The organism is Streptococcus sp. FSL R7-0212 (assembly GCF_038007985.1).
Taxonomy (GTDB): Bacteria; Bacillota; Bacilli; order Lactobacillales; family Streptococcaceae; genus Streptococcus; species Streptococcus parauberis.
On the sequence record NZ_JBBOYF010000001.1, the window covers coordinates 1,867,402 to 1,881,897 of the forward strand.

Here is a 14,496-nt window from a genome sequence, read left to right on the forward strand (position 1 = left end):
AATTAAATCAGTTGCAACAACAGGAAATTGTGAGAAAAAAAATGATGTAACATTTTGTCATGAGGAAATTTCATGTAATGATAGATAAACATCAAAAGCGGCTCATTTAGCAGGTACCAAGGTCCGACAAGACCAATGATTACCATTTCAAGTACGACAAATAGCCCTAGCGTTAGCCAAGGCATTTTATTTTTTTCAGAGTCGACTGAATACTCCATGTCAAAAAACATGAACCAAGCCACCCCAAAACGTACAATAAAGATTATCATTATTAATAAAGAATCAGTCATTCAACGTTCCCTCTCACAAACCGATTTCTTATAAATCATACTATACCTATCTCTTTTAATCAACGACTTACCATTGAAATTTTTCACAATTAAATTTTAAATCCCCCAATTGTTACACACAAAAGGGGGATTTAAAATTAGGCTCTATAATTTCTGTAGTGGGTAAATCCACTGTAGAGATTATGGAGCCTTTTTGAGTATATACAAAAAGTCCCATATGACCTATAATGAAAAGTGCTCAAACTATCATTTTAGAAAGACTCATATGGAACAACTAAATCTTATCACAAATTTTCTCAGAATTAAAGACAAAAATATCACTATCACTGATGAATATGATATGGGAACTCACTTAGAACTCCACGGTCACTTGGACTACACAGCCCCTAAATGCCCAAAATGCAAGGGACAAATGGCTAAGTACGACTACCAGAAAACTTCTAAAATCCCCTACTTAGAAACTGCTGGCTACCCTTTACTTATCCGCCTTAGAAAGCGTCGTTTCAAGTGTAAAGATTGCGGAAAAATGGCGGTCGCTGAAACTCCTCTTGTCAAGAAGAACCACCAAATCTCTGTCGCTGTTAACCAGAAAATCGCACAATTACTCATCGAAAATCAAGCAATGAAACATATTGCACACAGGCTATCAATTTCAACATCGTCAGTTATGAGAAAGCTCAATGAGTTCAAGTTTGAAACGGATTGGAATACCCTACCTGAGGTGATGAGTTGGGACGAGTATGCCTTCAAGAAGGGGAAAATGAGCTTCATCGCTCAAGATTTCGACTCCCTAAATGTCATCGCCATTCTCGACGGAAGAACTCAAGCAACCATCCGAAACCACTTTCTTCGCTATCCTAGAAAGGTTAGAAATCGGGTCAAAGTGATTACCATGGATATGTTTAGTCCCTATTATCAACTTGCTAAACAACTTTTTCCGAATGCAAAAATTGTACTCGATCGCTTTCATATCGTGCAACACCTTAGTCGTGCTATGAACCGTGTCCGTATTCAAATTATGAATCAATTCGACAGAAAATCGCAGGAATACCGAGCCTTGAAACGTTACTGGAAATTGATACAACAAGATAGCCGTAAACTCAGCGATAAACGATTTTATCGTCCTATGTTTCGAATGCATTTGACTAACAAGGAAATCCTAGAAAAACTCCTGTCTTTCTCCGAGGAACTACGACAACACTATGTACTCTATCAGCTTCTCTTATTTCATTTCCAAGAGAAGAACTCAGACCATTTCTTTGACCTCATCGAACAGGAAATAGCCATCGTTAATCCTATTTTCCAGACGGTATTGAAGACATTTTTAAAGGATAAAGACAAGGTTGTAAACGCCATGGAATTGCCTTATTCCAACGCCAAACTGGAAGCTACCAATAATCTCATCAAAGTCATTAAGAGAAATGCCTTTGGTTTCAGGAACTTTGAAAACTTTAAAAAACGGATTTTGATTGCATTGAACATAAAGAAAGAGAGGACGAAGTTCGTCCTCTCTAGGTGTTAGCTTTTCATCTACCCACTACAGTTGACAAAGAGCCTAAAATTAGAGCATATTATTAATATGTTCAATAGATTTTTCGCGGCCTAAAAGATAGATGGTGTTAGGTAATTCTGGACCATGCATTTCACCTGAAACAGCAATCCGAATTGGCATAAAGAGATTTTTCCCTTTGATACCTGTTTCCTTTTGAACAGCTTTGATTTGTGGGAAGATATTGTCAGGCTGGAAATCTTCATCTGACATAGCTTCTAATTTTTCTTTAAAGGCTTTCAAGACAGTCGGAACTGTTTCACCAGCCATTACTTCTTTTTCTGCCTCAGTCAATTCAGGGAAATCAGCAAAGAACAAGTCTGTTAGTGGCACAATTTCATCTGCAGATTTTAATTGAGGTTGATACAATTCAACTAATTTTTCGGCTTTTTCGTTTAATCGCCCTGCTTCTTCCAAGAAAGGTTTACAGAGAGCAAAAACAGTTTGGAAATCGGCATGTTTAAGGTACTCGTTGCTCATCCAATCCATTTTCTTCTGATCGAAGGCAGCTGGAGATTTGCTAAGACGAGTTTCGTCAAAGAGGTCTATTAATTCTTGGCGGCTGAAAATCTCATCTTCACCACCGGGATTCCATCCCAGCAAAGCTATGAAGTTGAAAACTGATTCTGGAAGGTAACCTTTTTTACGATAGTCTTCAATAAATTGAAGTGTGTTAGTATCCCGTTTAGACAGTTTTTTCCCAGTTTCAGAATTGATAATCAAAGTCATATGTCCAAATTCTGGTGCTTCCCAGCCAAGTGCCTCATAAATCATCAATTGTTTTGGTGTATTAGCAATATGGTCATCCCCACGAATAACGTGTGAGATCTGCATATCATGGTCATCAATCACAACGGCAAAGTTGTAAGTTGGGTAACCATCTTTTTTCTGGATAACCCAGTCTCCACCGATGTTGCCACCTTCAAAGCTGATGTCGCCTTTAACCATATCAGTCCATTGGTAAATACCAGCTTCATTAACAGCAAGACGGACTGTTGGTATAATACCAGCTGCTTCACGTTCAGCAATGTAGTCTGCTTTTTGGTCTGCAGACATACCAATAAATTCATTAATGTAACGAGGCGTTTCACCAGCTGCTTCTTGGCGTTCGCGTTCAGTAGCTAGTTCTTCTTCTGTTACATATGACTTGTAAGCTTTACCATCAGCTAATAACTGATCAATATATTTTTGGTAGAGTTCTAAGCGTTCAGATTGACGGTAATTTTCATGTGTTTCCGGACTTTCATCCCAATCCATTCCCAACCATTTTAAGTTTTCAAGCTGTGAACGTTCACCATCTTCAACATGGCGTTTGCGGTCAGTGTCCTCAATACGAATGATGAAATCTCCACCATGATGGCGAGCATAAAGGTAGTTAAATAGGGCTGTACGGGCATTCCCGATATGTAAAAGTCCAGTTGGACTTGGTGCGTAACGCACACGAATTGGTTTAGACATTCTTCTTCTCCTATTACAAAGTACATTAAGAAACCTGTGGCATGAAAAACAAGCAACAAATTGCTATTTGAGCTTGCTCCAACCAAATTAGTTTCCTATAAAATCTTACGATTTAAATCTTTATTATTATAGCATATTTTACAGCCTTAGGCGAAAAAAATCAGCCTAGAAAGGCTGATTCTATGTTTATCTTATTAATTTGAATTTGTTGGTAGGTAGCGTTTAAGGGCACCAGCAAATTGTTCAAGGTTTAAACTTTGAATATAAACTTCTCCGTGACCTCTAAAGGTATTGACAACACCTTCACCAGTTCCAATTGACTGCATAAAGCCATTTTCTAAATGAATATCATAGTCAAGTTCTCTACTCCATGCTACTACATGGGCATTATCAATAGTCATTGTACCACCTTCGAGGGTAATTTTCTTAATTGAACCAAATGAGTTAGCTAATAAGGTTCCTTGTCCATCTGTGCTCATTACAAATAATCCACCTTGACCACCAAACAGCGCTTTACCAATATTTTGGCGTTCCATTTTGTACTCAGCTGAACCATCTAAGGCTAGAAAAGCACCATCATTTAGGCGGTATTGTTTTTCGCCTAATTCTAATGCAACAACTTGTCCTGGAGTATTTGGAGCAAGTGCTAGCTTTCCTTCACCATTGGAAATAGCTTGTGTGATAAACATTGACTCGCCTGAAACCATCGAACGACCAATAGCTCCGACTAATTTTCCTAAACCAGATCCCTTACCGTTCAATTTAGTATTTAGGGTCACATTTTCAGTGTGATAGACCATACTACCTTGTTGTAAGTATACTGATTCCCCATGTTCCAGTTCAATCTCAACTAATGGAAACTGCATGTCTTGATCAATCGTAAATCTCATCCTATTGTCGACCATCTTACTCTCCTTATTTGTATGAAAGACTTGATACAATTATTATAACGCTTTCCTTATTCTTTGTCTAATATTTTCAGTAATCTTTAAAAATAAAAAAAGAGCTGAATTCAGCTCTGCAAAAGGTTATGAATTATTCCATTACTTGCGTCATTCGGCCACTGTCAACATCATAGACCGCGCCATTGATCACAACATCTTCAGGAATTAATGGTGATTTTCTGAGAATAGCCATGTCCTCGCGGACGCTATCTTCCACATTTTCAAAAGGTAGGAAGTCTTGACCGCTTACATCGACACCTAGCTCTTTGTGAAGGTGAGCAGTGAAACTTTCATTGGTAAAAGTCTGTGCACCACAGTCTGTATGGTGCAGAACAACAATTTCGCGGGTCCCCATCTGCTGTTGCGAGATTGTTAAAGAACGAATCATATCATCTGTAATCCGACCACCGGCATTTCTTAAAATATGAGCATCCCCAAGGGCAAGTCCTAGTGCTTGCGCTACGTGGAGACGAGAATCCATACATGTGACTATTGCTACCCGCATTTTTGGACTATTTGGCAAATGTGTAGTCCCATGAAGTTCCACATAAGCTTGATTGGCTTTCAAAAATTGTTCAAAGTATGACATAATTCCTCCTAATTGTTGCACCTAAGTGGTTTGACTATCAGATTTCTTTTAGTTTATCACGATTTTTATAAAAAATCAGTTGTCCAAACTGTAAACTTTACAATGTTCGGAAAATAAGAACCATCCCAAGAGATGGTCTATTTATTTCGAAAATACAGCATTTAGGACTTGTCCTACTGTTGCTACCCCAATAACTTCAATACCACTAGGAATTTTAATCCCTTGTAAAGAGTTCTTAGGCGCATAAACCTTCGTAAAGCCTAATTTGGCTGCCTCATTTATCCGCTGTTCAATTCGCGTCACTCGACGAATCTCTCCCGTCAAACCTATCTCACCTAAGAAAGCTTCTTGAGGATTAGTCGGCTTTTCCTTATAGCTGGACGCAATGGCTACCGCTACAGAAAGGTCAATAGCTGGTTCATCAAGCTTGACTCCCCCAGCAGACTTGAGATAGGCGTCCTGATTTTGCAGGAGAAGTCCACAGCGTTTTTCCAAAACAGCCATAATCAAACTGACCCTGTTAAAATCCAAACCCGTTGTCGTCCGTCTGGCATTACCAAATACGGTTGGTGTTACAAGTGATTGCACCTCTGCAAGAATTGGCCGACTACCTTCCATTGTGACGACAATGGCAGAACCAGTAGCTCCATCCAAACGTTCTTCTAAGAATACTTGGCTAGGATTAAGCACTTCTACTAAACCAGCCGATTGCATCTCAAAGATACCAATTTCATTAGTCGACCCAAAACGATTTTTGACAGCTCTTAGGATCCTGAAGGTATGATGCCTTTCTCCTTCAAAATAGAGAACCGTATCCACCATATGTTCTAGCATCCGTGGACCTGCCAAAGTCCCTTCCTTAGTTACATGACCAACAATAAAGGTGGCAATGTTATTAGTTTTGGCTAATTGCATCAATTCAGCAGTCACTTCTCTTACCTGACTAACAGAACCTTGGATACCAGAAATTTCTGGACTCATCATCGTTTGAATCGAGTCAATAATTAAAAAATCAGGCTGAATCCGTTCCACCTCTACACGGACATTTTCCATATTAGTCTCAGCATAAAGATAGAATTCATTATCAATGTCACCAAGACGTTCACTACGGAGTTTAATTTGCTCTGCCGATTCCTCACCAGAAACATAGAGAACCGTCCCCTTGTTCGCTAACTGGGTCGATACCTGTAAAAGCAAAGTTGACTTCCCTATCCCAGGATCACCACCAATTAGAATCATGCTCCCAGGAACAACACCACCACCAAGCACACGATTAAACTCATCCATATCAGTCTGAGTGCGAGCATAGTGTATATTATCCACATCTTTCAGTTTAATCGGTTTCGATTTCTCTCCAGACATGCTAACACGCGCATTCTTGACTTCCTTAACTTCAACTTCTTCAACAAATGACGACCAAGACGAGCAGTTAGGGCAGCGACCCAAATACTTAGGCGACTGATAACCACACTCCTGACAGACAAATGTTGCCTTTTTCTTTGCCATCTTTAGGCCTTTCCTTTTTAAGAATTGCTGCGCTGATACAACTTAACGACCTGTTGACCCAAATCCACCTGTACGGACGCCATCAGCTTGATCGCCATCAACAAGTAAAAACGGTACAAAAACAGCTTGGACAATGCGTTCTAGAGGTTCAAGAACAACTGATTGGTCGCTGATGTTCTTCATCTGAGCGAAGATGTGCCCCTCATTGTCCGGATTTCCGTAGTAATCACCATCAATTACACCCACAGAATTAATCAATACTAGTCCTTTTTTGCGAGGATTTGATGAGCGGTCAAACAAAAAGAGTACTTCGCCAGCTTGCATATAGGCTTTGACACCAGTTGGGACCAATTTAATCTCACCTGGTTTAATAGTAACAGGCTCTGCTACTTTCAAATCATAACCAGCAGCATGTGTTGTTTCACGTTTTGGTAATAAATTCTCATCTGTATATGCACTAACTAATTCAAATCCACGATTTTTCATTTTAATACTACCAAGTCACCTTTAAAAGGGGACCTTTTCCTTTTCATTTTTAACAATGTCTCTATTATAATTTATTCGAAAAAGAATAGCAAAAAATGATGACAGCTTTGCTATTCTCATAAAGAAAAAATCCCAACCAGAGTTGAGATAAATTATGACTAATTTCCAGGTACGAACTTAAATAGGACAACTGACATGATTGCTGTCATGCCAAAGAACAAAATCTTCATCCATACGAACGGAGCAAAAATAATAGATATTCCCATTAATATCCAAACTTGGATACATATTTTCTTTTTGCGGTCCCTAGCAATTGTCCGCGTTTCTAAATAGTCACCGACGTAGTATTTATAAACTTTTGTGTTGACCAACCAACTGTTAAAACGATCTGAACTTCTGGAGAAACAAAATCCTGCAAGTAACAAAAGGGGTGTTGTGGGTAAAATTGGTAACGGTATCCCAATAATTCCCAATACGAAACTTATTAAACCAACCGTAATATATATTATTTTTTTCATGATAATCCTTTTTCTTAATTTTTTACCATTATATCAAATTAAGAGAAAATCTCTTGGTTATTAGAAAAGAGGAAATACTATGAAACTGATTAGTATCGTCGGAACTAATTCAAAAAATTCCACTAATCGTAAGCTTCTCCAATATATGGTTAATCATTTTGCGGATAAGTGTGATATTGAAATAATTGAAATCAAGGATATACCAGTCTTTAACAAGCCTGCTAACAAGGTTGTCCCTGAAATAGTAAAAGAAATCGCATCAAAAATTGAGGCTGCTGATGGTGTCATTATCGGTACACCTGAATATGACCACTCTATTCCTGCCGTACTGATGAATGCACTAGCCTGGTTATCCTATGGAATTTATCCACTGTTGAAAAAACCAGTCATGATTACTGGTGCTTCATATGGAACTCTCGGTTCTTCTCGTGCACAACTACAATTACGTCAAATCCTAAATGCACCAGAATTAAAAGCAACTGTTATGCCAGATGAATTCTTACTATCTCATTCCCTTCAAGCATTCGATAATGATGGTAATTTATTTGACCTAGAAACTATTCAAAAATTAGATGCCATCTTTGATGATTTTCGTATTTTTGTAAAAATTACCGGTAAGTTGTCTAATGCTCAAGATCTTTTGAAAAAAAATGCTGAGAACTTTGACTGGGAAAGTTTATAAGAAAAGAGGAAGTCAAATATGAAATTTGTAGGTATCGTCGGCTCAAACGCTGAACAATCATATAACCGTATCTTACTTGAATTTATTAGACGTCAGTTTAAAACAAAATTTGATCTTGAACTATTAGAAATCAAAGATATTCCTATGTTCAACCAAGATGACACAAATCAGTCAAATGAATTTGCGGTGCAATATATGTACAACAAAATCACTCGTGCTGATGGTGTAATCATTGCCACTCCTGAACATAATCACACCATTACACCTGCTTTGAAGAGTGCTTTAGAATTGATGTCTTTCAGTCTTCATCCACTTGAAAATAAGCCCGTTATGATTGTGGGAGCTTCTTACTATGACCAAGGAACATCACGCGCTCAGGTACATTTACGTAAAATTCTGGATGCTCCAGGTGTCAATGCTTACACATTACCAGGAAATGAATTCTTACTGGGTAAAGCTAAAGAAGCTTTTGACGACAAAGGAAACATCATTAACGAGGGAACTGTGAAATTCTTAGAATCTTGTTTAGATAACTTCATCAAATATGTTGGTGTCGTTTCTGCTTTAAAAAAACCTAAAGCAATTATGCCTGAAGATTTAGATGCTAGTAAACCAATTGCTACTACGATTACTGAAATCGATCCAGATGATCCAGATTGGTTAGAAAAAGCTTCTAAAGTTGTCAATGCAGTTGAAGGGGACACTTATGTCAAACTTGATAATGGTCTCTTGACAGTTGATCAAATCAATATGTTCTTGAAAGCTATGCCATTCGAGCTAACCTTCGCTGATGACAATAATCAATTCCTCTATTACAACAATGCCCACCAAGACCCAGAAACAATGTATGCTAAACGTGTGCCTGCACAAGTTGGGAACCGTATGTCGACTGTTCACGGAAGTCTTCCTCCAAAACGTATGAAGAATGTTGAATGGGTTATTGGGACACTTCGTAACGGTAACCAAGAGTATGTTCGGACAATTGTACCTGGTTCCCCAGCAGAAATCATTAATACACACAACTACCAAGCAATGTACTATCCTGATGGATCTTATGCTGGTATTAATGAAATTGTCTTCAACTTTAAACCATGGTTAGACTGGTACTTAAAAGAAACAGGCCAACATTTAGCCGGTGGTAAAGCAAGTGCAATGCCTGCAGCTGCACACGCTCATGCCGATGCTAGCTCAGGTGCTTCAGACACCGGAGATGCTGCAGCTGTTGTTGCTGAAGCAGATGCAAATTCTGGTGCTTCTGAAAGCTAATTATTTGAACTTAAAAAAAAAGACTCGATTTTAAAATCGAGTCTTTTTTTACTCAAACACAAACTGGTTGTGGTAGAGTTCTGAGTAGAATCCTTTTTGTCTGAGGAGCTCGTGATGATTTCCTTGCTCGATGACTTCACCGTCTTTTAAGACAATAATCTCATCAGCATTTAATATCGTTTTTAGTCTGTGGGCGATAACAAAGCTTGTTCGACCTGCGACAATAGCTTCCATAGCTTTCTGAATCTTACTTTCTGTAACAGTATCAACGTTTGACGTTGCTTCATCTAAGATGAGAACCTGTGGATCTGTTAACAGGGTCCGGGCAATTGAAATTAATTGCTTTTGACCTGTTGAGAAGATGTTTTCATCATCTGTTACTAGTGTATTGTAACCTTCCGGTAAAGACATGATAAAGTCATGAATATGGGTTGCACGCGCAGCTGTTTCAACCATTTCTTGACTAATGGAATCATCTCCAAATCGGATATTATCTGTAATTGTACCTGAGAAAAGGACTGATTCTTGTAATACAATTCCGACATTTTTACGAAGGCTATCCAGATCATAGTCACGAATATCAATACCATCAAAAGTAATTGAGCCAGCATCAACATCATAGAAACGGTTAATAAGGTTCATAATAGTTGTTTTACCAGAGCCAGTTGGCCCAACTACGGCTACCATTTTACCTTTTGACGCAGAAATTGAAACGTTCGATAAAACTTTTTTATTTGGTAAGTAGGCGAAATCAACATTTTTTATTTCAACGCCTTCTTTTAATTCTGAAAAGACAGGTCCATTCTCTGGACGGACTTCTTCTTTTTCATCGAACATTTCCTGTATGCGGCTAGCTCCAGTAAAGGCTAACTGTAACTCCCCCCATGAAGCTGCAATTTGCATGATTGGTTGATAGTACTGTTGTGAATACTGAACAAACATCACGACCAAACCTAAACCAGCTGCCATTGAAATTGACTTATCGTCTAGGACAATTTTCGAACCAAGGAAGATAACAATGGCTGTGTTTACGAGGCTCATCCCGTTCATAACAGGGAAGAGTAGTCCTGAGAAGAGGCGCCCTCTAAAGGTTGCTTGACGAACTTTTTCATTATGCTCTAAGAAACCATTAATCGTTTTTGCCTGAACACCTTGGACAATAATAGCTTTTTGACCAGAAATTTTTTCATCCATGTAGGCATTTAATGCTGAGACTTCTTTTTGTTGAATATTAGTGTATTTGCGAGCTAAACGGATAATGATAACTAAGAAAATCAAAGCGACAGGTGTTGAGGCAACAGTTAACCAAGCAAGACGTGTGTCCTGTCTAAACATCATCCATACTAAACCAATATACAAAGCAACGTTAGTTACAACCTGTACCAAAGATTGATTAAGTGAGTTTTGAATATTATCAAGGTCACTAGTGAAACGAGATAAGATATCACCATCTTTATGTTGATCAAAGAAAGCAACTGTAAGACGTTCCAATTTCCCAAATAACCCTTTTCTCATACGGTTCGTTGAGTGAGCAACGATTCTTGTAAAGAGTAAACTATAAACAAGGTTAGCAAGAGCTGTAAAGATATAAGCTAAAAGCAATTTCCACATTACAGCCATAAAATCTGACATATCTGGTTTAAAACCAGTTTGCCCAGCCATTTTTGCCATATAGTATTTTTGACCAATTTTACCCATTTCAGTTAGGGATTCCCCTAAGAAAACAGGTGCTTTAACTTGTAGGTAAGTGGCTAAAATAATAGCTACAAAGATAAAGAAAAATGATAATTTAAAACGTTTAAAATAAAACCAGAAAAAGCGTGCTGTTTTCATTAGTCTTCCTCCTTACCTTTCTGTGTATCATAAATTTCACGGTATACTGCATTATTTGCTACTAATTCAGCATGGGTTCCTTGACCAATTAACTTACCTTCATCTAAAACTAAGATAGTATCGGCTTTAACCACTGACGAAATCTTTTGTGCAATGATAATTGTTGTTGTATCTTTCAAGTCCTTGTTTAAAGCTTCTTGGACTAGTTTCTCTGACTTAGCATCTAAGGCTGACGTTGAATCGTCCAAGACTAAGACCTTGGGATTACTGATAACCCCACGAGCAATGGACATCCGTTGTTTCTGACCACCAGAGAAATTATTTCCACGTTCTTCAACTTCACTTTCGTAGGCTAAATCCATTCGGTCAATAAATTCTTGAGCTTGCGCGATTCTAGCAGCACTTTCCATAGCTTGTAAATCAGCTGTTAAATTTCCTTGGCGAAGGTTATCTGCAATAGTCCCCGAAAAGAGAATAGCTTTTTGCAAAACAATTGAAACTGTTTCGCGGAGTGTTTGTTGGCTGAGTGTTTTTAAATCTTTACCACCAATTGTGATTGTACCCTCTTGTGGGTCAAATAAACGAGGAATTAATTGAGCCAAGGTTGATTTTCCGGCACCTGTTGCGCCAACGACACCAACCATTTGCCCAGATTTAATAGAGAAGGAAATATCTTTTAACATAGCATCTTCTTCATTTGGATATGAGAAAGATACATGATCAAAAACAATATCGCCATTTAAATCTTCAACTTCTTCAGTAGCAAAAGTCATTGCAGGTTCTGTCTCTAAAACTTCTTTCAGACGACCAATTGAAATAAAAGCACGACTAGCTTGCATCCCCATGAATCCAACCATAATAATTGAAAACATGATTTGCATCATATAAGTCATGAAGGAAGCAATACTACCTATAACTGTTGGATCTGTTTTTACCATCTTGGAAACTAATAAGAGTGATACAAAAACAGCTAAATACGAAACTAGCATTAAAGCTGGTTGCATCATTGAAAAACCGTACCCAATAAACATATTAAGATCTAATAGTTCATTTGATGTCTCTTTGAATTTAGCATATTGTTCTCTTTCTTGAACGAACGATTTAACGACACGAACACCACGTAGATTCTCTTTAGCAATACGATTAATTTTATCCATCAAGGTTTGGAACTTCCCAAAACGTGGGCCCATTTGACTCATAACAAGGGCCATAATAATAGCAATTAATACAACCATCAGGATAATAACCCACCATAGTTTTGGTAAAGTGTTAACCGCCATAATAAAGGCACCTATAAATAAAATCGGTAAACGGAGCAAGACTTGGAAAATCATCATCACCAAGTTTTGGATTTGGTTAACATCGTTGGTCATACGAACAACTAAATTACCAGCATTAAATTCCTCAACATTAGCATATGAAAAACTTTGGATTTTTCTAAATACCTTCTCACGGATATCAGCTGATACACCTTGAGCTATCTTAGCTGCTAAAATGGTATTGACAGTACCGGCAATTAAACCAACTCCTGCAATAATCAATAATATCTGTCCAACTTCTGTAATTTTATCTGTGTCATTTTTCATGACTGCACTTAGCACATCTTTCAGATAATGAGGTTGTAACAATGCACTTGCTACAACTGCTATGATCATTAAGACAGAACCTAGGGCATACCATTTATAACGCATGATGGCATTTTTAAGCATTTTTCTCTCCTTTGTATTCAGCAATATTTAGTTTTAGCTGGTCTATGACATGCTTGACTGTCATAAAGTCATCTTTTGATATTTCCTTGAAAAAATAATTTTCGATAGCCTTCCGGCATTCATGCAACAAAGGAATCTTTTCTTTTCCAACCTCTGTTAATACGACTTGTTTAAAACGTTTATCTGCTATTGAAGGAACTACTTCAATAAAACCATTTTTTTCCATGCGTTTAACTAAATTACTGGAAACTGATTTTGAGATATTTAATGTTTTTTCAATATCTTTAACAAAGATTTCTCGGTCCTGATTTCTTTCCAAGAAAACAAGTACATGGCCTTGAGGCCCAGCTAACTGGTCAATATGGTAAGCTTGCGCAATTTCTTCAGTGATTTGTTCAATTTGATGAGTCAAATCACGAAGATCAGCAATAATACGTGACATATTTTTCCTCCTTAGTTCTCATGGTGACTATTTTAGTTCTCTTGGGAACTATTGTCAATGAAAATAGCTTATTTTTTTCAAAAATTTTAATCTTTTTTATGAAAATGATTACATTTTTGAGCCCATGTATGCCTTTTCTATTAGATGAATAAAAGCATCTGTGTTATAATAAAATTGACTAACTCTAAATTACGAGGAGAAAAAGAATGAATAAACAAAAAGTTGCAATTTTAGGTCCCGGTTCTTGGGGGACTGCTTTGTCTCAAGTCTTAATTGATAATGGACACCAAGTTATCCTTTGGGGAGACTCAGAGCAACAAATTACTGAAATCAATACAGAGCATACAAATACACGTTATTTCAATGATATCGTTTTAGATGAACGCATTACTGCGACTACTAACTTGAAAGAAGCTTTAGCTGAGGTAGATGCAATTCTTTTTGTAGTGCCAACAAAAGTTACTCGATTAGTTGCCAAACAAGTTGCTGAAGTTCTGGACCATAAAGTAACTATCATGCATGCTTCTAAAGGTCTTGAACCAGGAACCCACGAAAGACTATCAACTGTTATCTCTGAAGAAATTCCTACCGAGCTACGCAGTGACATTGTCGTTGTATCAGGTCCTAGTCATGCGGAAGAAACAATTGTTCGTGATATTACCTTGATTACTGCAGCATCAAAAGATTTGGATTCTGCTAAATATGTCCAAAGTTTGTTTAGTAACCGTTATTTCCGTCTTTATACCAATTCTGATGTAATCGGAGTTGAAACAGCTGGTGCTCTTAAAAACATCATAGCTGTTGGTGCTGGTGCCCTTCACGGTTTAGGCTATGGTGATAATGCCAAAGCTGCTGTCATTACTCGTGGTTTAGCTGAAATTACTCGTCTTGGGGTTAAACTTGGTGCTAATCCATTAACTTACAGTGGTTTATCTGGTGTAGGTGACTTAATTGTTACTGGTACTTCTGTTCATTCACGAAACTGGCGTGCTGGTGATGCGCTTGGTCGTGGCGAAAAACTGGAGGATATTGAACGTAACATGGGAATGGTCATCGAAGGAATTTCAACAACTAAAGTTGCATATGAAATTGCACAAGAACTTGGTGTCTATATGCCTATTACAAGTGCTATCTACCGAGTTATCTATGAAGGTGCTGAAGTTAAAGCAAGCATTCTTGAAATGATGTCAAATGAATTCCGTTCTGAAAACGAATGGCACTAAT

General features: G+C 37.8%; 14 protein-coding genes. 4 read left to right on the forward strand and 10 right to left on the reverse strand.

Features of this window, described 5'->3' with window-relative positions:
- Positions 1–2 precede the first annotated feature (2 nt).
- Positions 3–290, reverse strand: a complete 288-nt coding sequence (locus MKY69_RS09420; RefSeq protein ID WP_257616465.1) for a hypothetical protein — start codon at positions 288–290, stop codon at positions 3–5.
- Positions 291–555: 265 nt separating this feature from the next.
- Between MKY69_RS09420 and MKY69_RS09425 the strand changes: the two genes are divergently transcribed.
- Positions 556–1,812 (forward strand): ISL3 family transposase, encoded by a 1,257-nt coding sequence (locus MKY69_RS09425; protein WP_017768237.1) that lies wholly within the window; start codon positions 556–558, stop codon positions 1,810–1,812.
- 39 nt (positions 1,813–1,851) lie between these two features.
- Here the strand turns inward: MKY69_RS09425 and gltX are convergent, their stop codons facing one another.
- From gltX to MKY69_RS09455, 6 genes are all read right to left on the reverse strand, one after another.
- Entirely contained in the window at positions 1,852–3,297 is a 1,446-nt protein-coding gene (gene gltX / locus MKY69_RS09430; RefSeq protein ID WP_003103001.1) for a glutamate--tRNA ligase, read from the reverse strand.
- Positions 3,298–3,491: 194 nt separating this feature from the next.
- Positions 3,492–4,202, reverse strand: coding sequence for a TIGR00266 family protein (locus tag MKY69_RS09435; protein ID WP_003105176.1), 711 nt, complete (start codon positions 4,200–4,202; stop codon positions 3,492–3,494).
- Positions 4,203–4,332: 130 nt separating this feature from the next.
- Complete coding sequence (locus MKY69_RS09440) at positions 4,333–4,830, reverse strand: beta-class carbonic anhydrase (RefSeq protein ID WP_003104325.1); 498 nt, start codon at positions 4,828–4,830, stop codon at positions 4,333–4,335.
- Between the two features lie 141 nt (positions 4,831–4,971).
- Positions 4,972–6,336 carry a DNA repair protein RadA gene (gene radA, locus MKY69_RS09445; protein WP_003105352.1) on the reverse strand — a complete coding sequence of 455 codons (1,365 nt, stop codon included), beginning with the start codon at positions 6,334–6,336 and terminating at the stop codon, positions 4,972–4,974.
- Between the two features lie 42 nt (positions 6,337–6,378).
- Positions 6,379–6,822 carry a dUTP diphosphatase gene (locus tag MKY69_RS09450; protein WP_004235137.1) on the reverse strand — a complete coding sequence of 148 codons (444 nt, stop codon included), beginning with the start codon at positions 6,820–6,822 and terminating at the stop codon, positions 6,379–6,381.
- Between the two features lie 158 nt (positions 6,823–6,980).
- Positions 6,981–7,340 carry a YbaN family protein gene (locus MKY69_RS09455; protein WP_004235135.1) on the reverse strand — a complete coding sequence of 120 codons (360 nt, stop codon included), beginning with the start codon at positions 7,338–7,340 and terminating at the stop codon, positions 6,981–6,983.
- Between the two features lie 79 nt (positions 7,341–7,419).
- On the opposite strand from MKY69_RS09455, the gene MKY69_RS09460 reads away from it, so the two are divergent.
- Together MKY69_RS09460 and MKY69_RS09465 are read left to right on the forward strand one after the other, a co-directional pair.
- Positions 7,420–8,022 carry an NADPH-dependent FMN reductase gene (locus tag MKY69_RS09460; protein ID WP_003104239.1) on the forward strand — a complete coding sequence of 201 codons (603 nt, stop codon included), beginning with the start codon at positions 7,420–7,422 and terminating at the stop codon, positions 8,020–8,022.
- Between the two features lie 18 nt (positions 8,023–8,040).
- Positions 8,041–9,288 carry an NAD(P)H-dependent oxidoreductase gene (locus MKY69_RS09465; protein ID WP_062806781.1) on the forward strand — a complete coding sequence of 416 codons (1,248 nt, stop codon included), beginning with the start codon at positions 8,041–8,043 and terminating at the stop codon, positions 9,286–9,288.
- 48 nt (positions 9,289–9,336) lie between these two features.
- Here MKY69_RS09465 and MKY69_RS09470 read toward each other — a convergent pair whose 3' ends face one another.
- From MKY69_RS09470 to MKY69_RS09480, 3 genes are read right to left on the reverse strand one after another with little or no spacing between them, the layout of a single operon-like run.
- Positions 9,337–11,121, reverse strand: a complete 1,785-nt coding sequence (locus MKY69_RS09470) for an ABC transporter ATP-binding protein (protein ID WP_340791671.1) — start codon at positions 11,119–11,121, stop codon at positions 9,337–9,339.
- Complete coding sequence (locus tag MKY69_RS09475) at positions 11,121–12,830, reverse strand: ABC transporter ATP-binding protein (RefSeq protein WP_003107775.1); 1,710 nt, start codon at positions 12,828–12,830, stop codon at positions 11,121–11,123. The genes MKY69_RS09470 and MKY69_RS09475 overlap by 1 nt, the downstream gene beginning before the upstream one ends.
- A complete protein-coding gene (locus MKY69_RS09480; RefSeq protein ID WP_003107776.1) occupies positions 12,823–13,272 on the reverse strand; it encodes a MarR family winged helix-turn-helix transcriptional regulator in 450 nt (149 codons plus the stop codon). Before MKY69_RS09480 ends, MKY69_RS09475 begins: the two co-directional genes overlap by 8 nt.
- 206 nt (positions 13,273–13,478) lie before the next feature.
- On the opposite strand from MKY69_RS09480, the gene MKY69_RS09485 reads away from it, so the two are divergent.
- Entirely contained in the window at positions 13,479–14,495 is a 1,017-nt protein-coding gene (locus MKY69_RS09485; RefSeq protein ID WP_003107779.1) for an NAD(P)H-dependent glycerol-3-phosphate dehydrogenase, read from the forward strand.
- The last annotated feature ends 1 nt before the right edge of the window (position 14,496 follow it).